At 66.4% G+C, this 24,543-nt stretch carries 23 protein-coding genes; 5 read left to right on the top strand and 18 right to left on the bottom strand.

Translation table 11 applies throughout. The annotated features are described in order from the left end of the window. Positions 1-11: 11 nt before the first annotated feature. Entirely contained in the window at positions 12-1,010 is a 999-nt protein-coding gene (locus RPR59_RS13060) for an alpha/beta fold hydrolase (protein ID WP_313914750.1), read from the bottom strand. Between the two features lie 88 nt (positions 1,011-1,098). Between RPR59_RS13060 and phaR the strand changes: the two genes are divergently transcribed. After that, positions 1,099-1,650 carry a polyhydroxyalkanoate synthesis repressor PhaR gene (gene phaR, locus RPR59_RS13055; RefSeq protein ID WP_313914748.1) on the top strand — a complete coding sequence of 184 codons (552 nt, stop codon included), beginning with the start codon at positions 1,099-1,101 and terminating at the stop codon, positions 1,648-1,650. A gap of 206 nt (positions 1,651-1,856) precedes the next feature. Here phaR and RPR59_RS13050 read toward each other — a convergent pair whose 3' ends face one another. Continuing rightward, positions 1,857-2,666 (bottom strand): class I SAM-dependent methyltransferase, encoded by an 810-nt coding sequence (locus RPR59_RS13050; protein WP_313914745.1) that lies wholly within the window; start codon positions 2,664-2,666, stop codon positions 1,857-1,859. A 60-nt stretch (positions 2,667-2,726) separates the two neighbouring features. Here RPR59_RS13050 and RPR59_RS13045 point away from each other — a divergent pair, with 60 nt between their 5' ends. Then, on the top strand, positions 2,727-2,879 hold the full coding sequence (locus tag RPR59_RS13045; RefSeq protein WP_313914743.1) for a hypothetical protein: 153 nt from the start codon (positions 2,727-2,729) through the stop codon (positions 2,877-2,879). A gap of 34 nt (positions 2,880-2,913) precedes the next feature. Here RPR59_RS13045 and RPR59_RS13040 read toward each other — a convergent pair whose 3' ends face one another. The 8 genes from RPR59_RS13040 to RPR59_RS13005 form a co-directional block, all read right to left on the bottom strand. Continuing rightward, a complete protein-coding gene (locus tag RPR59_RS13040) occupies positions 2,914-4,092 on the bottom strand; it encodes an aspartyl protease family protein (protein ID WP_313914742.1) in 1,179 nt (392 codons plus the stop codon). 103 nt (positions 4,093-4,195) lie between these two features. Continuing rightward, on the bottom strand, positions 4,196-5,734 hold the full coding sequence (locus RPR59_RS13035) for a TadA family conjugal transfer-associated ATPase (RefSeq protein WP_313914740.1): 1,539 nt from the start codon (positions 5,732-5,734) through the stop codon (positions 4,196-4,198). A gap of 148 nt (positions 5,735-5,882) precedes the next feature. Beyond that, positions 5,883-6,140: an ATP synthase F1 subunit epsilon gene (locus RPR59_RS13030; RefSeq protein ID WP_313914738.1), complete on the bottom strand. Its 258-nt coding sequence runs from the start codon at positions 6,138-6,140 to the stop codon at positions 5,883-5,885. Positions 6,141-6,258: 118 nt separating this feature from the next. After that, entirely contained in the window at positions 6,259-7,731 is a 1,473-nt protein-coding gene (gene atpD / locus RPR59_RS13025; RefSeq protein WP_313914737.1) for a F0F1 ATP synthase subunit beta, read from the bottom strand. A gap of 6 nt (positions 7,732-7,737) precedes the next feature. Next, positions 7,738-8,343 carry a hypothetical protein gene (locus RPR59_RS13020; protein WP_313914735.1) on the bottom strand — a complete coding sequence of 202 codons (606 nt, stop codon included), beginning with the start codon at positions 8,341-8,343 and terminating at the stop codon, positions 7,738-7,740. Further along, the gene (locus tag RPR59_RS13015; RefSeq protein WP_313914733.1) at positions 8,343-9,224 is read right to left on the bottom strand and encodes a F0F1 ATP synthase subunit gamma; all 882 of its coding nucleotides are present in this window, start codon (positions 9,222-9,224) and stop codon (positions 8,343-8,345) included. Before RPR59_RS13015 ends, RPR59_RS13020 begins: the two co-directional genes overlap by 1 nt. Positions 9,225-9,332: 108 nt before the next feature. Continuing rightward, positions 9,333-10,862, bottom strand: coding sequence for a F0F1 ATP synthase subunit alpha (atpA, locus tag RPR59_RS13010; RefSeq protein ID WP_313914731.1), 1,530 nt, complete (start codon positions 10,860-10,862; stop codon positions 9,333-9,335). Positions 10,863-10,904: 42 nt separating this feature from the next. After that, the gene (locus RPR59_RS13005) at positions 10,905-11,459 is read right to left on the bottom strand and encodes a F0F1 ATP synthase subunit delta (protein WP_313914729.1); all 555 of its coding nucleotides are present in this window, start codon (positions 11,457-11,459) and stop codon (positions 10,905-10,907) included. A gap of 214 nt (positions 11,460-11,673) precedes the next feature. Here RPR59_RS13005 and ada point away from each other — a divergent pair, with 214 nt between their 5' ends. Continuing rightward, positions 11,674-12,714: a bifunctional DNA-binding transcriptional regulator/O6-methylguanine-DNA methyltransferase Ada gene (ada, locus tag RPR59_RS13000; RefSeq protein WP_313914727.1), complete on the top strand. Its 1,041-nt coding sequence runs from the start codon at positions 11,674-11,676 to the stop codon at positions 12,712-12,714. Between the two features lie 226 nt (positions 12,715-12,940). Here the strand turns inward: ada and RPR59_RS12995 are convergent, their stop codons facing one another. The 5 genes from RPR59_RS12995 to RPR59_RS12975 form a co-directional block, all read right to left on the bottom strand. Then, positions 12,941-14,533 (bottom strand): alpha/beta hydrolase, encoded by a 1,593-nt coding sequence (locus tag RPR59_RS12995; RefSeq protein ID WP_313914725.1) that lies wholly within the window; start codon positions 14,531-14,533, stop codon positions 12,941-12,943. 8 nt (positions 14,534-14,541) lie between these two features. Continuing rightward, a complete protein-coding gene (locus RPR59_RS12990; RefSeq protein WP_313914723.1) occupies positions 14,542-16,056 on the bottom strand; it encodes a S1 family peptidase in 1,515 nt (504 codons plus the stop codon). A gap of 116 nt (positions 16,057-16,172) precedes the next feature. After that, positions 16,173-17,708: a DUF1570 domain-containing protein gene (locus RPR59_RS12985; protein WP_313914721.1), complete on the bottom strand. Its 1,536-nt coding sequence runs from the start codon at positions 17,706-17,708 to the stop codon at positions 16,173-16,175. Positions 17,709-17,829: 121 nt separating this feature from the next. After that, a complete protein-coding gene (locus RPR59_RS12980) occupies positions 17,830-20,001 on the bottom strand; it encodes a primosomal protein N' (protein WP_313914720.1) in 2,172 nt (723 codons plus the stop codon). Positions 20,002-20,040: 39 nt separating this feature from the next. After that, positions 20,041-20,718, bottom strand: coding sequence for a DUF2490 domain-containing protein (locus RPR59_RS12975; protein WP_313914718.1), 678 nt, complete (start codon positions 20,716-20,718; stop codon positions 20,041-20,043). A gap of 123 nt (positions 20,719-20,841) precedes the next feature. On the opposite strand from RPR59_RS12975, the gene fsa reads away from it, so the two are divergent. Next, positions 20,842-21,495, top strand: a complete 654-nt coding sequence (gene fsa, locus RPR59_RS12970; RefSeq protein WP_313914716.1) for a fructose-6-phosphate aldolase — start codon at positions 20,842-20,844, stop codon at positions 21,493-21,495. A 440-nt stretch (positions 21,496-21,935) separates the two neighbouring features. Here the strand turns inward: fsa and pth are convergent, their stop codons facing one another. The 3 genes from pth to RPR59_RS12955 are packed head-to-tail and all read right to left on the bottom strand — an operon-like array spanning position 21,936 to position 23,699. Then, positions 21,936-22,511: an aminoacyl-tRNA hydrolase gene (pth, locus tag RPR59_RS12965; RefSeq protein ID WP_313914715.1), complete on the bottom strand. Its 576-nt coding sequence runs from the start codon at positions 22,509-22,511 to the stop codon at positions 21,936-21,938. A gap of 24 nt (positions 22,512-22,535) precedes the next feature. Continuing rightward, complete coding sequence (locus RPR59_RS12960) at positions 22,536-23,009, bottom strand: hypothetical protein (RefSeq protein WP_313914713.1); 474 nt, start codon at positions 23,007-23,009, stop codon at positions 22,536-22,538. A 6-nt stretch (positions 23,010-23,015) separates the two neighbouring features. Beyond that, complete coding sequence (locus RPR59_RS12955) at positions 23,016-23,699, bottom strand: 50S ribosomal protein L25/general stress protein Ctc (RefSeq protein ID WP_313914711.1); 684 nt, start codon at positions 23,697-23,699, stop codon at positions 23,016-23,018. 171 nt (positions 23,700-23,870) lie between these two features. Here RPR59_RS12955 and RPR59_RS12950 point away from each other — a divergent pair, with 171 nt between their 5' ends. Continuing rightward, complete coding sequence (locus RPR59_RS12950; protein ID WP_313914709.1) at positions 23,871-24,521, top strand: GNAT family N-acetyltransferase; 651 nt, start codon at positions 23,871-23,873, stop codon at positions 24,519-24,521. Positions 24,522-24,543 lie beyond the last annotated feature (22 nt).

Here is a 24,543-nt window from a genome sequence, read left to right as displayed (position 1 = left end):
TTGCGTGTTCGCTACGTAAGCGCTGGCAGCGCCCTTATCCAGTCGGCGAGCGGCTGCCACAGCGCTTCGCGTGCCCGGCCGCCGACGACCATGCCGACATGGCCGGCGGCCGTCCGGCGCTGGTCGGGCAGGCCGATGGCGCTTGCCGCCGGCACGATGCGATCGGTGGTGGAGACGAACTCGACCATGGGCGCACCGATCAGGCCGGGCAGAACGGGCCGACCGCCGAGCATCCACCGGCCCCGGCCGGGCAGGTCGGCGGTGAAGAAATCGTCGAACATCTGCCGCCCGGCGGCATAGGTCAGCGGCGCGCCGGCGTTGGCCCAGTCCTCCAGCGCGACGAAAGCACGCGCGCGCTCGCTGTCGGGGTCGAGCGTGCCGAACCGCTCGAACTTGGCGACGGTGCGCGCCGGATCGAGCCGCCAGAAACCCGATTGCAGCACCTCCATCGGCACCAGGCCGAGTGCCTCGCAGGTCGGCTGCGCTGTGCGCCAGAGCGCGTCGATATCGGCGATCGCACCCCGGCCGAACCCGGAAAAACGCCAGGGCGCGGCGATCAGCGCCAGCCCCGCCACCGGCAGGACGGCGGCGGCGGCCGTCGCGATCGTTCCGCCCAGGCAATAGCCGGCAAGCACCGGCGGCGTCTGCAGCGTCTTCAGCATCGGGAGGAGCAGCGATTCGACATGGGCGGTGACGTCCTGATGCGAATCGGCAGGCTCCGGCGTGCCCCAGTCGACCAGCATCGGGCGGCAGTCACTGTGGCTTCTCAGCCACTGCAACAGGGAATTTTCGGGCGCGAGGTCGAGGATGAAGGGTGGATTGATCAGCGACGGCACGAACACCACCGGCCGGCCCGAACCCCCATAGTCGCGCAGCGACGCCCGGCCCGACCGCGCGATTATCGGGGCTTGCCGGGCGTTTGGATCGCGCGGCGCCTCCTGATAGGCGCGCAGCCCCTTCAGCGCCGCGGCCCGGCGCTCGGGCGATGCTGCGGTTTCGTTGCGCAGCATTTCGAGAAACAAGGGGAGTGGACGCGGCCCTTGTTGCGGTGCATCATCGCAGGATGACAAAGCCCGTTCAGACACTTGCGAGGGCCTTATGAAGAAGACGACTCCGGGGGACGGCCCCGTCATTATCAAGAAATACGCCAATCGGCGGCTCTACAATACCGAAACCTCTTCCTACATCACGCTCGACCATCTTGCCGCGATGACGCGCGAAGGCCGGGATTTCAAGGTGATCGACGCAAAATCCGAAGACGACATCACCCACAACGTGCTCACCCAGATCATCATGGAGGAGGAAAGCCGGGGGCAGACTATGCTGCCGGTCAGCTTTCTGCGCCAGTTGATCGCGCTGTACGGCGATTCGATGCAGGCCATGGTGCCGGGCTATCTGGAAGCGTCGATGGAAAGCTTCCAGCGCAATCAGAAGGAATTCAAGCACGCGGTCGAAGGCGCGTTCGCGAACTCGCCCTTTGCCGAGATCGCCAAGCGCAACATGGCCATGTTCGAAGCCGCTACGACGGCCTTCCAGCCGGGCGCCGAACCGCCCGCCGGCCAGGATAACGGGCACAAGGACAAGGAAATCGCCGCACTGCGCGCCGAACTTTCCACGCTTCAGGAAAAGGTGGAGAAGCTGAGCAAATAGGGGCGGTGCTTCTCGGAGCGCCGCGCCTTCAAATCCGCCCGTTCGTATCACGTTCGTCGGAGCAGCGCTCCTTTGCGGTGTCGCGAAGGAGAACGGCCCTTCGACAAGCCCAGGGCGAACGGCGGGCAGGCAGGTGGATCGGCGACCGCTCGTCATGGTTTCGCCGGCGGTGTATTGGGGCTTGCCAGGCCATGGCCGGTCGCGGGCTATTCTGGCTTGACGAAGCGCAGCGTCATCCGGTCGCTTTCGCCGATCGCGGCATATTGGGCGCGGTCGGTATCGCCCAGCGAATAGGTGGGCGGCAGCGTCCACACGCCCTTCGGGTGGTCGTGCGTGTCCTTCGGATTGGCGTTCACGTCCGATCGGTCGGCGAGCTTGAACCCCGCCTTTTCGGCATAGGCGATGATCGTGCCCGCCTTCATGTAGCCGCTGTCGCCCTCGGCAATGCCTGTCTGATCCTCGCCCAGTCGGTGGTCCACCACGCCCAGCGTGCCACCGGGTTTCAGCATCGAATACATCTGGTCGAACGCGGCCTGTGCCGTTTCCGGGCCGGCCATCTGCCAGTTATGTGCATTGCGGAACGTCAGCACCACGTCGGCACTGCCGTCGGGCACACCGCTCTGGCCGCTGGTCGCCGGGAAAGCCGCGGTCCGGATGGTGCCATAGACTTCGGGGGTTTCGGCTTGCATGCGCCGGATCGCCTTCAGGCCATCGGGCATCGGCGCAGCTTCCCACAACGTCCCGCGGGCGCGCAGATAGGGGGCGAGGATTTCGGTATACCATCCGCCGCCCGGCCAGATCTCCACGACCGTATCGTCCGGTTCGACACCGAAGAAGCGCAACGTCGCCGCCGGATGGCGAAAGCGATCGCGCGCCACGTTTTCAGGCGATCGGCCGGGGGCGGCGATCGCCTGTTGCAAAGCGTTCTCCTCACGGGATTGCGGTGCGCCGACGGCGACGCTGGTGACAGCCGCGACGGTGCTGGCTAGGGCAAGGGCGCTGAACAAGACACGCATGGAAGCCTCCCGACGGCGATGAACCTTTTCCATGAACGCTTATGGATCGCAGTTGTTGCGATGGTGTTTCTTGCCGTCGTCGCGGGCGTGGCCGAGCATCGCCGCAGCCGTCGCGACGATCTCGACCGCATCGGCATCGTCGCCTGGCCGGGGGTGCAATTGCTGGCGCTGATGGCGGCGCTGGTGCTCACCGCGGCGGCACTGTTCGGCTGATCTTAACAGAAGCTGGCCTCAACGGAAGCTGGCCTCAATAGAAGCTGGCGAGGGTGAGGGTGCGCCGCGTGCCGTCGCACATGCCCAGTATCACGACATCGCCGGGCGGACCCGCGGACCAGCTTGTGTCCATACCCTTATCCGCACCCAGCGCCACGGGGCGGCCGTCGACCCGGCAGATCAGGTCGCCGTCGCGCCAGCCGGCTCGTGCAGCGGGGCTGTTGCGCATGACGTGCAGTACGCGCAGCCGGTCCCGGTCGAGCCCCACCAGCAGGCCGCTGGTCGATCGCACCGGCGGCTGATCCGCCCTGCTGCCCGGAGCGAGCACCATGTGCCCGGCGCGCGGGTCGAGCAGCACGCGGTAGCGTTGCAGGAAGGCGGAGCCGATCCGTCCCGCCGTGCCCGTCTCGTCGGAAAAGCCGCGCTCGGGCTCGATCCGGACTTCCACGTCGCGGGCGCTCAGTCCGGCGAGCCCGATTTCCGGCAGAACCGTCAGGCGGGTTTCGATCGCGCCGCCCAGGCCGAAGGCGACGGTCGTCGTCATGCGGGCGTCAGGGGCCGGCCGGGTGCGGTCCCACATCGCGCGGGCCACCGTGATCGAGGCGCCGTCCCCGGTATCGACCAGCACCGGCCGGATGCGCACCGTGCCGATGCGCAACTCGCTGACCGGCAAATGGGTGTCGCGCGTCACCGCGAGCGGGACCGAGGTGCCGGCAAAGGGCATGTGCCCGCTGGGTAACAGGCGGAAGCGGCGGCGGTCATAATCGATATCGAGCGCGCAGCAGGACAGGATGTCGCTGCCGATCAGCAGGTCGACGCCGCGCGCGCTTCCCGTCGCCATCCCCGACAATTTCGCCACGGCGATCCGCCCGTCGCGCCGCGTCAGCCCGCCGAGGCGAAGCCTGCCGGCGGTCGTCCAGCCGATCGTGATCTCGCCGCCGATCGCGTCGGCGCTGGTGCCGGCGGCGATGTCCAGGTCCGCGCGCCGGGCGAGCGCGAGCGATGCCACCGACGCGCTGACGCCGCTGTCCAGGATCGCGGTTACCGGCTCATCGTCCAGCGTCATGGCGAACCGGATCTGGTTGCCGGGCGTCAGGTCGAACGCGACCCACTGTTCAGCACTGTCCGCGGCAAGCTCGATCCGCGGCTCGCGCGCATGCGCCGCAACCGATAGGCTGACGCACAGCATCAGGGCGAGAATCACGCGGATCATGGCTGCAGTCTAGGACCGATAGCGGCCGGGCGAAATGGCGTGTCCGGCGCACGCTCCGTCCCGCTCTACCGGGCGAGAGGGCCGGGCATTGCCAATGCCGCTGCTACAGGCAGGCTTCGAGCAGTGCCTGGTCGAAGCCGAACTGCTTGGCCTTTTCGAGCGTATAGGGGCGCAGGCCCATGGAGCGGTATTCGCCCATGATCTTGCCGTCCGCCGACTCCTCCAGATATTCGAACTTGAACAACTCCTGGGTGACGATCACCGGGCCTTCCATACCGATCACCTCCGTCACGTTGGTGATGCGGCGCGAACCGTCGCGCAGGCGCTTGACCTGGATGATGAGGTCGAGGCTGTCGGCGATTTGCCGGCTGATCGCCTCCTTCGGCACCTTGATGTCCGACATCATCACCATGTTCTCCATACGCGCCAGGCACTCGCGCGGGGAGTTGGAGTGGAGCGTCGCCATCGACCCATCATGGCCGGTGTTCATCGCCGCCAGCAGGTCGAAACATTCGCTCCCGCGAATTTCGCCGAGGATGATGCGGTCGGGGCGCATACGCAGCGCATTCTTCACGAGGTCGCGAATGGTGATCTCGCCCTGACCTTCGAGGTTCGCCGGGCGCGTTTCCAGCGGCAGCCAGTGCGGCTGCTGCAGGCGGAGTTCGGCGGCATCCTCGATCGTCAGCACGCGCTCTCCGGGGTCGATCATCTTCGACAGCGCATTGAGCATCGTCGTCTTGCCCGAGCCGGTGCCGCCCGAGATCACCACATTGAAGCGGCTGGCGCCCGCGATCTTGAGCGCGGTCGCCATCTTGTCGGACATCGACCCGCCCTTGGCCATCATGTCCAGCGTGATCGGCTTGGCGGAGAATTTGCGGATCGAAAGCGCGGTGCCCTTCAGGCTCAGCGGCGGGACGATCACGTTCACGCGGCTGCCGTCCTTCAGGCGGGCGTCGGCGAGCGGCGTGGTCTGGTCGACGCGGCGGCCGACCGAATTGCAGATGCGCTGCGCGATCTGGAACAGATGCTCCTCGTCGCGGAACTGGATGTTGGCGAGTTCCAGCTTGCCCTTGCGTTCGACAAAGGTCTGTTCGGGACCGTTGACCATGATGTCGCTGATCGCCGGGTCGGCGAGCAATTCCTCCAGCGGGCCGAGGCCGAGCAGTTCGTCGACCAGCACCTTTTCCAGCGCGAACTGTTCGCGCCGGTTGAGCGTCAGCTTCAACTCGGCGAGCACCTCGTGGATGATCGGCCGGAATTCCTCGGCCAGCTCGTCCTTGGAAAGGGTGGCCGCGGCTTCGGGATCGACGCGTTCGAGCAGGCGCGGCAGCACCTGTTCCTTGATCCGGTGGATCGAGCTTTCGAAACCCTCGCTGCGCGAATTGCCCTGTTCGCCGGAAGCGTTCTGCCGCTCAGTAAGTCGGGCCATGGCATCCATGCCCAGGCCGCCTGTCGGCGCGGGTGTTTCGGTGGGCGGGGGTGCTTCCTCACCGGAATCCGGCAATGGGTCGGCTTCGATCGGGGGAAATTGGCTACCGCCCCGATCCTCGGCGCGTTCCGGCGCGCCGCCCTGCATCGGCCGCGCCACTCCAAAAGAGGGCCGCCCGCCGCCCATGCCACCACGTCGTCCGAAAGCGCTCATACCGGTGTCCACGATCCCCGAATCTGCAGTCGGAATAGTGGGTAAACGGGAAGGTTTTAGAATGTCCTAACCAAACGGCGCCCCGATGCCGCATGCAAAAAGGGCGGCCCCCGCAGGCACCGCCCCCGTTTCGAAGAATGCCGGCGGATCAGGCGTCGGCGTGTTCGGCCAGCACCGTCAGGCCCTTTTCGTTGACCTCGGCGAAGCCGCCGCGGATGGCGATGGTTTCCGGGGTGCCCTTTTCCTGCGCATATACGATCAGGTTGCCGTCGCGGACCGTCGACATGAGCGGGGCGTGGCCCTGAAGCACGCCGAAATCGCCTTCCTCGCCGGGAACGACGACCTGATAGACCTCTTCCGACCGGACGAGCTTTTCGGGGGTTACGAGTTCGAAGTGCAGTGCCATTTTTTCTTCTCACTCCCCTCCCGCTCGCGGGAGGGGTCGGGGGAGGGCCTGATGGGGAGGGCCTGCCGTTCCGGCATTCCCGCCGCTGACCCCTCCCGCAAGCGGGAGGGGAACCGGATTACGCGTCGTTCGCCATCTTTTCGGCCTTGGCGACGGCCTCGTCGATGCCGCCGACCATGTAGAAGGCGGATTCGGGCAGATGGTCGTATTCGCCGTCGACCACCGCCTTGAACGACTTGATGGTGTCTTCCAGCTCGACGAACTTGCCGGGGATGTTGGTGAACACCTCGGCGACGTGGAAGGGCTGGGAAAGGAAGCGCTGGATCTTGCGTGCGCGCGCGACCGTCAGCTTATCTTCCTCGCTCAGCTCGTCCATGCCGAGAATGGCGATGATGTCCTGGAGCGACTTGTACTTCTGCAGGATCGACTGGACCGCGCGCGCCGTCTCGTAATGCTCCTGGCCGACGACGCGCGGTTCGAGCACGCGGCTGGTCGAATCGAGCGGGTCGACCGCCGGATAGATGCCGAGTTCGGAAATCGCGCGGTTGAGCACCGTCGTGGCGTCAAGATGGGCGAACGAGGTTGCGGGCGCCGGGTCGGTAAGGTCGTCCGCGGGCACGTAGATCGCCTGCACCGAGGTGATCGACCCCTTGTTGGTCGAGGTGATCCGCTCCTGCAGCGCGCCCATGTCGGTCGCCAGCGTCGGCTGATAGCCCACGGCCGAAGGAATGCGGCCGAGCAGTGCCGACACTTCCGCGCCCGCCTGGGTGAAGCGGAAGATGTTGTCGACGAAGAAGAGCACGTCCTGGCCCTCCTGGTCGCGGAAATATTCGGCAATGGCCAGGCCCGACAGCGCGACGCGGGCACGCGCGCCCGGCGGCTCGTTCATCTGGCCATAGACGAGCGCCACCTTCGATCCTTCGGAGATCGCGTTGCCTTCCTCGTCCTTGGCGATGACGCCGGCGTCGAGGAATTCGTGGTAGAGGTCGTTGCCCTCACGCGTGCGCTCGCCGACGCCGGCGAACACGGAGGTGCCGCCATGGCCCTTGGCGATGTTGTTGATCAGTTCCTGGATGAGCACCGTCTTGCCGACGCCGGCGCCGCCGAACAGGCCGATCTTGCCGCCCTTGGCATAGGGCGCGAGCAGGTCGATGACCTTGATGCCGGTGACGAGAATGGCGCTCTCGGTCGACTGCTCGATGAATTCCGGCGCCTTGGCATGGATCGGTGCCTTCAGGTCGGTGCCGATCGGGCCGCGCTCGTCGATCGGCTCGCCGACCACGTTCATGATGCGGCCTAGCGTCTTGGGGCCGACGGGCACGGAAATCTGGCTGCCGGTGTCCTTGACCTCCTGACCGCGGGTCAGGCCGTCGGTGCCGTCCATGGCGATGCAGCGCACCGAGCTTTCGCCCAGATGCTGCGCCACCTCGAGCACGAGGCGGTTGCCGTTATTGTCGGTTTCGAGCGCCGACAGGATTTCGGGCAATTCGCCGTCGAACGTCACATCGACGACGGCGCCGATCACCTGGCTGATGCGGCCGACAGTGTTGGTGCCCGTCGCGGGGCGAATGTCTTCAGCGGCGGTTGCCATTGTCTGCTATCCTTGGGGCTTGCTGTTGTCCGCGGATGTAGCCGCGGGACGGGTGAAAGTCACGGTGATGGCGGCGGGCATCGCCTCGGTCGCGTCGCTGCGTTCGACCGTCACCGGGGCGCCCTCGATGGTGCCGCCGGTGCTGGTTTCCTGCGTGATGGCGTCGAGAAGCGCGCCGTCATCCTCGATATCGAACTTCGCCAGATATTGGCGGATCAGGTCGGCAAACCGCTTTTCGGCGGTCGCGGCGTTATCGGGATCGGTCAGCTTCAGCGTGAAGACGATCTGTTCCAGCGCGTCGGCCGTGCGCCCGGTGGCGACGAAAGTCGCCTTGTTCGGCATTTCCGCGGCGGTGCTGGACAGGGTGATCGCCTTTCCGGCCGCGCGATAGGCCGGCCGCGCGCCGGTGGGCTGATAGTCGCGCGTGGCGAAGCCGTATTGGCGCGACCATTTCAACGCCTCCTCCGGCGCGCCGAATACGCGGTCCCAGCCGGTCAGCGCCTCGATCTGCTGCGCGCGCTCGGCTTCCCGCTCGCGCACCGACGTGTCGGACGTCGCGTTGCAGGCGCCAAGCGCCAGACAGCCGGTGAGCAGGAGGGCGCGCACGCGCATCAGAGCGCCTCGGCGCCCGAGATGATCTCGACCAGTTCGGTCGTGATCGCAGCCTGGCGCTGCCGGTTATATTCGATGTTGAGCCGCTTCAGCAGATCGCCGGCATTGCGCGTGGCATTGTCCATCGCGGTCATCTTCGAGCCCTGCTCGGACGCCGCATTCTCGCGAACCGCGCGGAAAAGCTGCACCGCAACGTTGCGCGGCAGCAGGTCGGCCAGGATCGCCTCCTCGTCGGGCTCGTATTCGACCGCGGCCGAACCCTTCTTTTCGTCGGCAGCGTCTTCCGGAATCTTGACCGGGATCAATTGCTGCCGCGTCGGCACCTGCGCGATCACCGACTGGAATTCCGAATAGAACAGGTGCGCCACGTCGAACTCGCCGTCCTCGAAGCGCGCGATCAGATCCTCGGCCCAGCGGTGCGCGTCTTCGAAGGAAAGCTTGCCGAGATCGCCCGGCTCGATCGATTCGACGATCTGGTCCGGATAGAGCCGGCGCAGCACCGCGCGGCCCTTGCGCCCGATGGTGTAGAAGCGGACCGTCTTGCCCGCGGCGATCAGCTTGTCGGCCTCGCGCCGCGCGAGCCGCGCGATATTGGCGTTGAACGCGCCCGCCAGCCCCTTGTCCGACGTGGCGACGACGAACAGATGCGTGTCGTCCTTGCCCGTGCCGGTCAGCAGCTTCGGCGTGGTCGAGCTGATCGTCACCTTGGAGGCGAGGCTCGCCACCACCTTTTCCAGGCGCTGGGCATAGGGGCGGCCGGCCTCGGCACGCTCCTGCGCGCGCTTCAGCTTGGCCGCGGCGACCATCTGCATCGCCTTGGTGATCTTCTGCGTCGACTTCACCGAGCCGATGCGGTTTTTCAGAGCCTTGAGAGAGGCCATTTTCTTCCATCACCTCCGTTCGGGCTGAGCCTGTCGAAGCCCTGTACTTCTCTCTCCCGAAGGAGAGAGCAGCCCTTCGACAAGCTCAGGGCAAACGGTTCCTAGAATTTACGCGAACGTCTTGGCGAAAGCGTCGAGCGCGTCCTTCAGCTTCTTCGTCGTCTCGTCCGAAAGCGCCTTCGTCTCACGGATGTCGCTCAGAACGTCCGCATGGTTCGAACGCATGTCGGCGAGCAGCGCCGCCTCGAACCGCGTGACCTGCTCGGTCGGGATTGCGTCGAGATAGCCATTGGTGCCGGCGAAGATCGATACCGTCTGCTCCTCGAACGGCAGCGGCGAGAATTGCGGCTGCTTCAACAGCTCGGTCAGGCGCGCGCCGCGGTTGAGCAGCTTCTGGGTCGAGGCGTCGAGGTCCGATCCGAACTGCGCGAACGCCGCCATCTCGCGGTACTGCGCCAGCTCCAGCTTGATCGAACCCGCCACCTTCTTCATCGCCTTGGTCTGGGCCGAGCCGCCGACGCGGCTGACCGACAGGCCGACGTTGATGGCGGGGCGGATGCCGGCGAAGAACAGGTCGGTCTCCAGGAAGATCTGGCCGTCGGTGATCGAGATCACGTTGGTCGGGATATAGGCCGACACGTCGCCCGCCTGCGTCTCGATGATCGGCAGCGCGGTCAGCGAGCCGGCGCCGTTGGCCTCGTTCAGCTTGGCGGCGCGCTCCAGCAGGCGGCTGTGCAGGTAGAAGACGTCGCCCGGATAGGCTTCGCGGCCCGGCGGGCGGCGCAGCAGCAGCGACATCTGGCGATAGGCGACCGCCTGTTTCGACAGGTCGTCATAGACGATGCAGGCGTGCATGCCGTTGTCGCGGAAATATTCGCCCATCGCGCAGGCGGTGTAAGGCGCGAGGAACTGCAGCGGCGCCGGCTCGGACGCGGTCGCGGCGACGACGATGGAATATTCCATCGCGCCGTTTTCCTCGAGCTGGCGCACGATCTGCGCCACCGTCGAGCGCTTCTGACCGACCGCGACATAGATGCAGTAGAGCTTCTTCGATTCGTCGTCGCCCTGGTTCACCGTCTTCTGGTTGATGAACGTGTCGATCGCGACGGCGGTCTTGCCGGTCTGGCGGTCGCCGATGATCAGCTCGCGCTGGCCACGGCCGACGGGGACGAGGGCGTCGATCGCCTTGAGGCCCGTCTGCACCGGTTCGTGCACCGACTTGCGCGGGATGATGCCCGGCGCCTTCGTCTCGACGCGGCTGCGCTGATCGCTCTCGATCGGACCCTTGCCGTCGATCGGGTTGCCGAGACCGTCGACGACGCGGCCCAGAAGGCCCTTGCCCACGGGCACGTCGACAATGGTGCCGGTGCGCTTCACCGTGTCGCCTTCGCGGATTTCGGCGTCGGAGCCGAAGATCACGACGCCGACATTGTCGGCTTCCAGGTTGAGCGCCATGCCCTGTACCGAATTGGCGAATTCGACCATCTCGCCGGCCTGCACCTTGTCGAGGCCGTGGATGCGCGCGATGCCGTCGCCGACGGAAAGCACGGTGCCGGTTTCGGAGACTTCGGCCTCGGTGCCGAAGCTGGCGATCTGGTCCTTGATGACCTTGGAGATTTCTGCGGCGCGGATATCCATTATTCTAGCCTTTAGCCTTTCCCACTGACGGCGTGTTCGCCATCAGCCTTTCATAGCATGCGCGAGGGAGTTGAGACGGGTCTTGATCGAGCTGTCGATCATCTGGCTGCCGATCTTCACGACCAGGCCGCCCAGAAGCGAGGGATCGACCGACAGGTCGACGGCGACGTCGCGGCCCACGCGCTGGCGCAACTGCGCCTTCAGCGCCGCGACCTGATCGTCGGAAAGCGGATGGGCGGAGCTGACCTCCGCCGTGGTCTCGCCGCGATGCGCGGCCGCCAGCAGGCGAAAGGCGCGGATGATCGCGGGTAGCTGCGACAGGCGGCGGTTCTGCGCCAGCACGCCGAGGAACTTCGTCGTCATCGCGTCGAGCTGCATCGCCTCGGCAGCCGCGGTGACGGCCTTCACGGCGTCGCCGCGGCCGACCAGCGGGCTCGTCGTCAGTCGATGGAACTCCTGCGATTCGCCGAGTGCGCCGCGCACCTTGGCGAGGCTCGCCTCGACCGAATCGATCTGCTTCGATTCGCGCGCGAGCTCGAACAATGCGCTGGCATAGCGTCCGCTTAGGCTTGCCTGAATACCGGCGGAAATCTCCACGCGTACCAGTTCCTCTTTTGAAAATGCGTGCCCCGACCAAAAAGGGCGGTCGAAATGCGCCCTTTCACGGATCGCGCGGCTGCTAGCATCGGGGGGCGGGGGATGCAAGCCGGCAGCCGACCCGCCGGCACCCGTCGGCGATCCTGTCGCGATCGGGATTTGAGCGCAAGCAGCGGGATGTCGCGCCGGCGCTCGGCACCGTATATGCAAGGGCATGACCGCTTCGCCCGCCATGGATGACGCTACGGCCTGGGCCGCCTTCGAACGCCGCGACCGCGCTTTCGACGGGCGCTTCGTCGTCGCCGTCGATACCACCGGCATCTATTGCAGGCCGAGTTGCCCCGCGCGCCGGCCGCGCCGGGAAAATTGTCGTCTTTTCGGCACGCCCGGCGCGGCGCGCGACGCCGGCTATCGCGCCTGCCTGCGCTGCAAGCCCGATGAGGTGGCGCGCGACCGGGTGGCGGTGGCGAAGGCGGTTGCCCTGATCGAGCAGGCGGAGACGGCGGTGCCGCTCGACGAACTCGCCGCGCGGGTCGGCTATGCGCCGCATCATTTCCACCGCCTGTTCAAGCGCGCCACGGGGGTGACCCCGGCCGCCTATGCCCGCGGCCTGAAGGCCAGGCGAGCGCGCGAGGCGCTATCAATGGAGACCAGCGTGACCGATGCCATCTACGAAGCGGGCTATTCCGCGCCGAGCCGGTTCTACGAGACCGCGAACCAGCGGCTCGGCATGACGCCCAGCGCCTGGAAACGCGGCGGGGCGGGGGTGACGATCCGCTGGGCGATCGCCGACACCAGCCTTGGCCCGCTCCTGATCGCGGCGACCGGCAAGGGGCTGTGCCGCGTGTCCTTTGACGAGGATGCAGCCGCCCTCGCCGAGCGCTTTCCCAATGCCGATATCGAGCCCGGCGGCGCGGCCCTCGGCGATCTGGCCGCGCGCGTGGTGGCGGAGGTGGAAAGCCCCGGCCGCGACACCGACCTGCCGCTGGACGTGCAGGGCACGGCGTTTCAGGAAGCGATCTGGCAGGCGCTGCGCGAAATCCCCGCCGGTGAGACGCGCAGCTATAGCGACCTCGCCATCGCCGCCGGCAATCCCGGTGCGGTGCGCGCGGCCGGCACGGCGTGCGGCGCGAACCACGTTTCCATCGTCATCCCCTGTCACCGCGCCCAGCGCAGCGACGGATCGATGGGCGGCTATGCTTATGGCGTGGAGCGCAAGCGGGTGCTCAGGAAGCGCGAGGGCGTGAAGGACTGAGCGCCCGGGCTGGCGCATCGTGACGAGCGAATGACCCATTCCTCCCCAAGCTTGCTTGGGGAGGGGGACCGCCGAAGGCGGTGGAGGGGCACCGCGAAGCGGTGAAGCCGTGCAAAGAAAAGATATGCTGTTCGCCCTTCGGGCGGCCCCTCCACCATGCTTCGCATGGTCCCCCTTCCCCGAGCTGAGCTCGGGGAGGACTCTCGGCTCCGTGAAGGGCATTCGCCTATTCGACGGCGATCTTCCACTTCTTCCCCGGTCGTGCAACCGCATACATCTCCCCGGCGATGGTCTTCATCAGCGCAAGCGGATCGTCGTCCTTGGCGAACAGATCGAAATGCGTCTTGCCCGGCAGGAAGCGAAACTGCGCCGTGTCGCCCAGATCGCGGAGCACGCGCTGCAACCGGTGGGCCGGGCCGTCGAGATAGAAGGTGTCGGCGGTGCCGACGACCAGGTGGATCTTGCCCTTCAGGTTCTTGCCGATCAGCGGCCAGTCGCGCTTCACCATGCGGGCGATGTCGTAATTCTCGATCCAGTAGCGCGCGACCTGCGGATCCACGTCACCGGTCGCGCGGTCGAAGATCGGGCAGGGCCGGCCGTCGGGGCAGCGGGGCGAGAAGACCCATTCGAAGCTCGCGAATTGACCGCCATAGCGGCCCAGCACCTGCTCCAGCTCGGCGAACTGCTCGATCGTCGCCACCACCTTGCCGTCGCGGCGGATCAGCGGCAGCGCGCGGCCGTCCGGCCCGTGATAGAAATTGGCGTTGGCGTCGTAGAGATCGACATTGGTGAAATCGTGGAAATCGCTCGGGTCGGGCGAGGTCGGCCAGGTGCCGCCGAACACCGTCGGATGCTTCACCTGCAGCCACAGCGTCGACCAGCCGCCGGAGCTGTGCCCGGTGAGGAAGCGTCCGGCCGGCCGCGCATCCATGCGGTACTGCTCCTCCAGCGCCGGGATTAGTTCGTCGACGAGCGCGGTGCCCCACGGGCCGTTATTCTTCGAATCGGCGAATTCGTGCGTGCCCGTGGCGATGTGATGGTCGAGGAACACCCAGATCATCGGCGGCAGGTCGCCCGTTTCCATCATGTGCCGCGTGCGCGTGGCATAGGCCTTCACCGAATCGATCGTCGCGCTGAAGCCGAGATCGGAATAGACGGTGGGATAGGTCGTCGCTGCGTCCGCATCATAGCCGGGCGGAAGCGCGACGAAGCCGTGGAAATAGGTCGGCCGCCCCCAGAAGTCGCTCATCGTGACGCTCAGCAGGTCCACCGGCTTCAACGATTCCAGGCTGGCGCGATACGCCGCCTGCTTGTCGGCCGGCATCGCCGCCAGCATCTCCTCGAAACCGTGGCCCGCCACGACATGATCCAGCGTCAGCGTGGGGATCGGCCCCGGCAGGGTCGCGGTGACGACCGGCGATTCCAGATCGCCCTGGCCGCGGCCGTCATAGGCATAGCTGTGATCGCGATCGAGCACCGCCTGAAAGCGGTAGGTGCCGGGCGCCAGTTCGGAAAACGGCTTGGGAAAGACATCGGTCCGGTTGCCCACCAGCGCCACCGTGCCGGGGCGGAAATCGGTCACCTCGCGCGCCGCCACCGCCGTGCCGGTGGGATCGAAGGCGGAGGTGTCGACATCGGCGTCCGGCTTTTCCTCGCCAGTTTTCGGCTGCGCGAAGACGAGCAGCCGGCCCGCATTGGTATCCCCCAGTTCCGGCGCCACGGCGACGGGTACGGCGTTCGGCCCATCCTGCGCGTGCGCGGCCGAGGCGACGGCGAGCCCGAGGGCGCAGAAAAAGGCGGGCAGGCGCGGCTTCGGCATCGTTGCTCCTATTGCTTCGTATCGGCGGCGCGGCAGGAATAGACCAGCCGTTCATTGGGCTGCGGCGGCAGAAGCGAGCGCAGGCTCGACTGGCGCGAGGCCAGTTCCCCGCGCACCGCCGGATCGCTCGTGCACTGCGCCTTGGCGTCGCCCTGCATTTCGCGGAGCTGCTTCATCGTCGCGGCGTCGAGGAAGTAGCGATCCTCGACATAGCTGTGTTCGAGTGGGTCGTAGGTGGCGAGGCGGACCGTCTGTCCCGCTTCCGGCACGATCACGCGCTGCCAGGTGTCGCCCTTTTCGACATATTGCGTCTTGCCGCCTGCGCACCCGTCCTCGCCCCAGGTGAGGGGCACGGGGGCGCCGTCGGACACGGTGATGCGGCTGCGCTCGGGTGCGACTATGCACTGGAAGCGGCCCGTGCTCGGCTGCACCGCCCGCTCGCCATTGCCGGGCGCGGGTTGTTCGACCGAAGCGGGGTCGAAGTCCGGACGGAGTACGAACAGCAGCCCCGCGCCGATCAGCAATATGCCGCCTCCCGCGCCAGCCGCGATCGCCGGCCGCTTGCGTCCGCGCATGGCGAGCAGCCCCGCGCCGCCCGCGCCTAATGCGCCGAACACCAATGCGACGGCCGCGCCGGCCATGAAATTGTCGCGGGTCGCGGCATTGTCCGCGCGCGCCTGGCGCAGCGCCTCGTCATAGGCGCGCTGCGCCTCGATCTGCCGGTCGCGCGCTTGTTGCTCGCTCAGCCGCGCCTTTTCCGCCGCCATCTCGCGGTCGCGTTCCAGCGCGTCGGCCATGCTGGTGCAGGGCCAGTCGACGGCATGGAAGGCCTGCTTCTTCTCGCGCAGGAACGTGATCAATTCGTTCTCGGCGAGCGAGATGACGAAGCTGCCATCGCCCTCCTGCGCCGTCGTCACCGCGCGGTTGACGCCGACGACGCGGCCGCAATTGTCCAGAAGCGGCCCGCCCGAATTGCCGCGCGCGATCTGTGCGGTATGCTCCAGCGTGTCGAGCCCGCGCTGGCTGCGGTGGCTCGACAGGATGCCGGTCGATCGCGCCGGTTCCGTCGGCATCAGCAGTTGCGCCAGCGAATTGTACGTCGCCTCGTCGATATTGCCGGGATAGCCGAGCGAGACCAGCGGATAGCCGTCGGGCAGCGGCTTGCCGTACAGCGTCAGCGGCGGCAGCGGCGGTCCGTCGAAGCGGATGAGCGCGAGGTCGCGATCGACGTCGAACGCGATCAGTTCGCCGCGATAATGCTCTTCGCCGGTTTCCGGCACGACATCGATACTGACGAGCGAGGGGAAGCGCTGGGCGAGTTCGACGACATGGGCGTTGGTGACGATCGTATTGGGCGCGACCGCGAAGCCGCTGCCATGCCCGCGGCCGATCTCGTCGCCGTTGATCGAGGCGGTGATGACGACGCGCACGACGCCGCGCGCCGCCGCCGAGATATCGTCCGCCCGCGCCGGTGCCGCCAGCGCGAACGCCAGCCAGACCATCAGCAGCAACCGCCGAATCACGTGCGTAGAACTCCCCATCCCGCTCGCCCGCTGTTTCGGGGAAATATCGGCGCGGTTCAAGGGGAGGGTGAATCAAGCGTGCGCTTGTCGCACGCCTGTTTGCGCCTTCGGGTCGTTCAGGAACTCATTTCAGAATCCTGCTCCGCTGCCTGCTTCCTCAATGCATTCTCCTTCTTTTGAAGAAGATCCGCCGCGGCATCGGGACCCGCGCTGCTGAGCTCTTTCAGGGCAGCCTGTGCGATGTCTACGACAGGTGAGGCGTGCGGACTGTAAGCCACCGGCTTCAGCGCTGTTTGCGCCGCTTTACCTTCGCCCATTTCGAGCAGGACTTTCGCTGCCATTAGTCGCAGATCCATGCTGTAGGGTGCCAGCGCATAGGCGTAAAGCAATGCACTTTTCGCGTTCTTTGTAGGCTCCTGCTTCGCCGCCTCGAAGCTTTCGTAGAAGAGCTGCAATGCGCGCGGATTTTCCGTGTCGAGCTTGTTTGCTTTCAGGAACCACTGGCGAATCTCTTCCCAGCGTTTTGCATCGGTACCATTATTGTTCCACGCTACCGCCATGGCTGCCATTCCGCGATACAGCAGCGCATCGACATTTTCGGCATTCGCTGCGAGTGCGCGCTGGGCTGCTGCTTCGGAGGCCTTGAAGTCCTCGGCGTCGAACGCGGCCTCGGCGAGTTCACGCTGCACAGCCGAAGATTCGGGATAGGATGCGGCGATGCTTCTGGCGAGCTTCTCGACCGCCGGGGCGGTTTCCTCGTTAACCCCGGCCGAAGACGCGATACGCGCCGGCATTATTGCCGCTTCTCCCGGTTCGAGCTTGCGCAACTCGATGGCGCCCACGGCGAGCTTATCCGCATCCACCGTGATGGCGGGTAGTGCTCTACGTTGGATGTAGTGATTGAGACGCATGTCGCTGATGCCGTCGAGTGCCTTGGCCGCTTCCTCAGCGGATTTGCCGGTGTTGATCGCTTTGAGGTACGCGACCAGTTGTCCTCGCTGGTCCGGCTGCGTGAGCAGAAAGTGCGTGAGCAGCCACGCACGGGAATATCCGATAGCATGCTGTTCCGCCGACATATCCTCGAAGCTCGGCCGAAGCAGCATGCTGAGCGGCACCGTGCCGGAGCGGAGCATGCCGTAGTCGCGATAATCAGGACGTGCACCGAAAGTGATCGAACCGTCACTGCGGAAATCGGCGGTCGCATTGAATTCCGCGAATCCTTCGCTGAACCAAGTGGGAAAGCTGCTGTTCGCCCAATTCGAATACATGAATTGATGTGCATATTCGTGCCGCAACACCTCCGCAGCCGTAAGGACATCGCCCGAATCGGCCGGAACAAATGCAACCGGCCCGGAAGCTCGCGCTTCATAGAACCCTGCAGCAGATCTGCCTGGAAGTAACTGCTGAACCGAGGCGACGTCACTGACGACGTAGATCGTTAGGCGTTGCGTTGCCGGGATCTTGCCATCCGGCACACCCCACAGTTCACGCATCGCCTTGTCATAGATCTCCAGCTTCTTGGTGAAATGGCGAATGTCGCTTTTATCGTCATTTGCATACACCCGGAAATGCTTGGATGACGCTTCTATCCAATCCGCGTGGGCCGCCATCGGCAACGACAGCGCTACCGCACAAATCAACCAGCGAAACATTTCCCACCCCCCAAACTTAGTAGTCGTAAGGCCGCCCCTAAAGGTCGCCCGTTTAGTTGGGGTACATCCTAGGCAACGATCTACCGAGAGCGCAACTGTAGTGGTCGCCCTTTTCCAGCGATCACAGGAAGCTATAGGGGTCGATGTCGACGGCCACGCGCACCTTGGGCGACCATTCGAGCGCGCCCAGCCAGTCGCGGATGACGTCCTGCACGTCGAGCGCGCGGCGGGCGTGGACGAGCAGGCGGTAGCGGTGCCGGCCGCGCAGCATGGCGAGCGGCGCGGGGGCGGGGCCGAAGACCATCATGTTCTCGATTCCCGGCGCCGTCCGGCCGATCTGCTGAGCGACCTGTTCCGCCAATTCCTGTTCCTCCGCCGACACGACGATCGCGGCATAGCGACCGAAGGGCGGGGCGTCGGCGTCGCGGCGCATTGCCGTTTCCGCGGCATAGAAACTTTCGGCATCGCCCGTCACCAGCGCGCGCATCACCGCGGTGTCGGGGGCATGGGTCTGGATCAGGACCGTGCCCGGTTTCTCGCCGCGTCCGGCGCGCCCGGCCACCTGCATGATCTGCTGGAACGTGCGCTCGGCCGCGCGCAGGTCGCCGCCCTCCAGCCCGAGATCGGCGTCGATCACGCCGACCAGCGTGAGTTCGGGAAAGTGATAGCCCTTGGTGACGAGCTGGGTGCCGACGACGATGTCGATCGCGCCCGCCTCCATGCGCCGGACGAACTCGGCGGCGCGCGCGGGCGAGGAGATCGTGTCCGATGTCGCGATCGCGATCCGCGCGTCGGGCCACAGCGCTGCCGCCTCGTCGGCGATGCGTTCCACACCGGGGCCGCAGGCGACCAGCATGTCCGGCTCCTCGCATTCGGGGCAGATTTCCGGCGCGGGGATGGTGTGGCCGCAATGGTGGCAGGCGAGCCGGCGGATCAGCCGGTGCTCGACCATCCAGGCGGTGCAATTGGGGCATTGGAAGCGGTGGCCGCAATGCCGGCACAGGGTCAGCGGCGCATAGCCGCGCCGGTTGAGGAACAAGAGCACCTGCTCGCCGCGCTCCAGCGTCTCGTCGATCGCTGTCACCAGCGGCGGCGCGATCCAGCGGCCGCGCTCGGGCGGATGCCGGATCATGTCGATGGCGGAAAGCTGCGGCAGCTCGGCCGCACCGTAGCGGCCGGGGAGCTTCAGTTCTTCGTACCGGCCGAGCGCGACCTGGTGTCGTGTCTCGATCGCCGGCGTGGCGGAGGCGAGGACGACGGGGCATTTTTCGAACATGCCGCGCATCACGGCCACGTCGCGGGCGTGATAGTGGACGCCTTCTTCCTGCTTGAAACTGGTTTCGTGCGCTTCGTCGACGACGATCAGGCCGAGGTCGCGATAGGGCAGGAACAGCGCCGAGCGCGCCCCCACCGTCACCAGCGCCTCGCCGCCGGCGATCGCCCGCCAGGCGCGCCGGCGCTCGGACTGGCGCAGGTCCGAATGCCAGGCGACGGGCTCGCAGCCGAAGCGCGCGGCGAAGCGGGTGAGGAAGGGCTCGGTGAGCGCAATCTCGGGGAGCAGGACGAGCGTCTGCCTGCCGGCGGCGATCGCCGCGGCGACGGCTTCGAAATAGACTTCCGTCTTGCCTGAACCCGTGACCCCGTCGAGCAGGAAGGGCTGGAACGCCTTTGCCTCGACCGCGCGCCGCAATATCGAGGCGACGCGCGCCTGGCCGGGCGACAGGTCGGGCGCGCCGAAATCCGGGTCGGGCGGCGGGAAGGGGCGGTCGATGTCGACCTCGACCGCCTCCATCGCGCCCGCCTTGACCAGCCCGCGGATCACGCCATCCGACACGCCGGCGAGGCCGGCAAGCTCGCGCACGACCCCCTGGCGGTCGCCGATGCGGTCGAGCGCCTGTTCGCGTTGCGGCGTCATGCGTGCCGGAACCTCTCCGGTCGCGCGATATTCGATCGTGGTCCGGGCCCCTTCCAGCGCTGCGGTGGAGGCGAGCGCCATGCGCAGCACCGAGGCCGGCGCGGCGAGATAATAATCCGACGTCCATTCGACGAGGCGGCGCAAGGGAGCAGGGATCGGCGGCGCGTCGGCCACCGCGATCAGGTTGCGCAGGCGGTTGTCGCCCACCTCCTCGGCCGGCAGGCGTTCGGTTTCCCACACCACGCCCAGCAACTGTCGCGGCCCGAGCGGCGCCACCACGATCGACCCCGGCTCGACCGCCATGCCGTGCGGCACCCGGTAGTCGAGCGGGCCCAGCGCGGCATTGAGGACGAGAACGCGGACGCGGTTTCCGGGCATGCGCCCCTATCTAGCGATTTCGCGGGCGGGCGCGACCCTTCAGAAACCGAGGGACAAGCCGATATCGGCGATGTGCGCCATCCGGTCGCGTTCGCCGCCGCGGCCGAAATCGAGCTGGTTCAGATAAGCGACCGAGCCCGACACCGCGCCGAACAGCGGCACCTTCACGCCGATCGTGTTGCGCATGCGGGCATAGCCGTCATCCTGGCCCCAGTCGGTGTCGTTCAGTTCCAGAAAGCTCTCATGCCCGGCGAACAGCGAAACGCCGCCGTCGCCCAGCGGCAGTGCCGCCTTCACCTGCGGGCGCAGGCGAAAGCCGGTGTCGGCGCCGGTGTTGCGGAACCGCTCCTCCAGCCGCACGCGGCCTGACAGCTTTGCCGCGCCCAGCGATCCCAGCGGGAAACTCACCTGCTGTCGCAGCCGGTTCTCGACCCGGGTGCGATCGCCATGGGAATAGCCGGGCACGTTGACATAGCCGAAACCGAACTCCACGCCATTGTCGAGCCGATAGCCGATGAAGCCGCCGAACTCGGCCTCGTACAGGCCGGCTGCGGCGTCGCCGAAGCGACCCAGCGCCTCCAGGCTGAGAACGACATGGTCATCGACCTTGCCGGACGCAGCAACGGTGAACCACGCCTGTTCGTCCTTCACCTGCGCGTGCGCCGCGTCGGCGATCGCCGATGTGGTGGCGACAAGGGCGATGAGGAGTATGCGCACGCGACTCTCTTTCGTTCGGTCCGCTGTTTCTGTCGGCATGTCCAGCTATAGGGGGCGGGTTCCGATTCGCCGCGCCCTAGCATCTTGTTACAAGACTGTCATAATCACCGATCGAGGTCTGCAATGAAATTCTTCGTAGATACCGCCGACACCGCCGAAATCCGCGAGCTGGCGGAATCCGGGCTGGTCGACGGCGTCACCACCAATCCTTCCCTGATCCACAAGTCGGGCCGCAAATTCCTCGAGGTCGTCGAGGAGATTTGCGGGATTACGCCGGGGCCGGTTTCGGCCGAGGTCGTCGCGCTCGATCACGAAACGATGATGAAGGAAGCCGAGGTGCTGCGGAAGATCGCCGACAATGTCGCGATCAAGGTGCCGCTGACGATCGACGGGCTGAAGACGTGCAAGGCGCTGACCGATGACGGCACGATGGTGAACGTCACCCTGTGCTTTTCGGCGAACCAGGCGCTGCTCGCGGCGAAGGCGGGGGCCAGCTTCATCTCGCCTTTCGTCGGCCGGCACGACGATATCGGCTTCGACGGGATGCAGCTTATATCCGACATCCGGCTGATCTATGACAATTACGACTTTCAGACCGAAATCCTGGTCGCGAGCGTCCGCCACCCCGTCCATGTGCTGGAAAGCGCGCGGATCGGCGCCGACGTGATGACCGCCCCGCCCAAGGTGATCCGCCAGCTCGTCAACCACCCGCTGACCGACAAGGGGATCGAAGGCTTTCTCGCCGACTGGCAGAAGACCGGCCAGACCATCGGTTGAGGCGCTCCGATCGCAGCCGAGGCAATCTGCCGACAGATCCTCCCCCGGAGGGGGAGGGGGACCGCGCGCAGCGCGGTGGAGGGGTATTCCGGCCGGCGGGGACACCCCTCCGTCAGTCCTTCGGACTGCCACCTCTCCTTGCAGGGGACTTCTGCAAGAGGCGCGAAACGGAAGCCTCTTTCGTCATGCTGAACTTGTTTCAGCATCCACTTGGCCGCAATATCAAACGCTTAAGCTAAGCGGCTCGGTGGACCCGGCCTCCGCCGGGGAGACGAGAATGGGTTTCGCAGAGGCATCCTTGCAGGGAAGGATTACCGTCGCCTCGATCAACGTCGGAACGACCCTGGGCGTTTGCTCCGAACCTTCCCACGGCACCGGGCGCCATGCGTCGATTTCGTCCGAACGTCGCCGCCAGCGTTCCCGCCCGGCGCGCCAGCGACCTACCCCGCCGGCTGCATCCTGAGCGCCACCTCGTTCATGAAGCGCGCGTCGTCGCCGTTCGCCAGCCAGCCGGCTTCCGCCGCGACCGCGCCCAGCATGTCGGACAGATCCTCGATCTCCGCCTTGGCGTAATTGCCCAGGACATAGCCGTGGACCCGCTCCTTGTGGCCGGGATGGCCGATGCCCAGGCGTACCCGGCGGAAATCGGCGCCGATATGCGCCTGGGTGGAGCGCAGGCCGTTATGACCGGCATTGCCGCCGCCGGTCTTCACCTTCACCTTGAACGGCGCGAGATCGAGTTCGTCGTGAAAGACGGTGACGTCGTCCGGCTCCAGCTTGTAGAAGCGCATCGCCGCGCCGATCGAGCGGCCGCTTTCGTTCATGAAGGTGGCGGGTTTCAGCAGGACGATTTTCTCGCCGCCGATCCGGCCTTCCTGGACCCAGCCCTGGAACTGCTGCTTCGGCGCGGGAAAATCGTGTATCTCGGCGATGGCGTCCGCCGCCATGAAGCCGACATTGTGCCGCTGCATCGCATGGCGCGGACCGGGATTGCCGAGGCCTGCCCAAAGCTGCATGTGTGCGCCTCTCTCTGGTGGCGATCAGCGCCCCTGGGGCGCCTCGGTGTCGTCGGCGGGGGAATCGGCGCCTGCGACATTGTCGGACAGCGCGCCGGCGACCCGTGTCATCGCGGCCTTGTAGGCGTGATAGCAATCGACCGCGACCTTGTCCCGGTCGTCCGTCGCCTCGAACGCTTTCCGCGCGGTGGTCAGCATGTCCTCCAGCGCGGCGTCGTCGTCGAACCGCGCGTTCAGGCGCGCCGCGTAAAACGGAAGAGCGAAGCGGAGCAGCTCCATGCGCTCGCGCTGCTCCCGCTTCATGTCGTCGGCCCTGGCCTGCAGCAGCATGCCGATATAGGCGCCGCTGACGAAGCATAGCGCATCGTCGTCGGCGTCGGCCACGGCAGGCGCATCTTCGTCGGGCAGGGGGCGGGCCGCCAGCGGCGCGGTCGCGATACCGACCGCGGCCAGGGCCGCACCCCCTTGTCCGATCATGCGGAGCAGGCGAAAGGCCATGAAGGCTTACGCCTCCTCGTCGCCTTCGGTCTTGTCGAGGACGGCCTCGTCCTCCTGCTTGGTGACTTCGGTCGCACCTGCCTCCTCGGCCGCGGCTTCCTCGTCCTCGCTCGACTTGAGCGCCGACGGAGCCACGACGGTGGCGATGGTGAAATCGCGGTCGGTGATCGCCGATTCCGCGCCCTCGGGCAGCTTTACATGGCTGATATGGACCGAATCGCCAACCTCGAGACCCTTCAGCGAGATTTCGACCTCGTCGGGGATCCGCGCCGCGTCGACCACCAGTTCCAGCTCGTGGCGGACGATGTTGAGCACGCCGCCGCGCTTGATGCCGGGGGCTTCTTCTTCATTGGTGAAGACGACCGGAATTTCGACATGCACCTTGGCATGTTCGTCGATGCGCAGGAAATCGACATGGACCGGAAAATCGGTCACGGGGTCGAGCGCCACGTCCTTCGGCAGCGTGCGGACCGGCTTGCCGTCACCGGTGTCGATCATGACGATCGAGTTCATCAAATGACCGGTGTTGAGCTGCCGGATAAGCTCGCGCTCCTCGACATGGATGGGCAGCGGCTCCTTCTTGTTGCCGTAAAGAACCGCAGGTGTACGGCCGTTGCGACGCAGTGCGCGGGAGGCTCCCTTGCCAACCCGGTCGCGCGTCTCGGCCATAAGCTTGATCTGATCGCTCATGGGCGTTTTCCTGTTGCGCTAGTGTTGCTGTAACTGCTGCCGCATCCGCGCCTCCAGGGATGATCACGGATCGGCAAGCGCGCGCCTATAGGCGTGATGCGGCCGAATGGCAAGGGCGGGTGCGGCGGCCGGGGCGCTTGCCCGCGTCGCTCCGGCTGCTATGCGGGCGCGATGGGCGATCGTGCGGATATCCTCGGCGTGGACCCGGAGCTGTTCCGCGCATGGGTGGCGGCCCGCTCCCTGTCGCGCGGCGTGCCGGCGCCTGTCGCGGACCATGGCGGCTGGCGGGTGGATACGGGTTCGGACAGGGAGCATTGCCGCTATTTCTTCGCCGCGCCGGATGCGGGGCTGATGGCGCTGGGCGAAGCGATCGACCGGCCGCGCATCTTCCTCAAGCTTTGCGGAGACGTGGCGGCCCTGAAGCGCCTGCTGCCGCCGCGTTGGCGGGTCGAGGCGACCGGCTATTTCATGGTGGGCAGCGGGGCGCCGGCGCTACCCGTCGCGATCCCGCGGGGCTATGCGCTCGACCGGGAGGCGCGAGGCGCGGTCAGCCATGTCCGAATCCTCGCCCCTGACGGCGCCCTCGCGGCGTCCGGCCATGCAGCGGAGCATGGCGGCGTATTCGCCTATGATCGCATCGTCACGGAAGAAGGCCACCGTCGGCGCGGGCTGGGCAGGGCGGTGATGGCGGCGCTCGGCGCCATGCGGCGTTCGCCGGCAGTCCCCGTGCTGGTCGCCAGTCATGCCGGCCACGCGCTCTATTCGGCTCTGGGCTGGACGACGTTGCGCCCCTATTCCACTGCCGAGGTGCAAGAGGGTTAAGCGTCGCGGTCTTCGAGCGCGT

The sequence above is a fragment of the Stakelama saccharophila genome (assembly GCF_032229225.1).
Classification (GTDB): Bacteria; Pseudomonadota; Alphaproteobacteria; order Sphingomonadales; family Sphingomonadaceae; genus Sphingomonas; species Sphingomonas saccharophila.
Note: the sequence above shows the minus strand (reverse complement) of the source record. Positions and strands in the feature narration are given on the sequence as shown.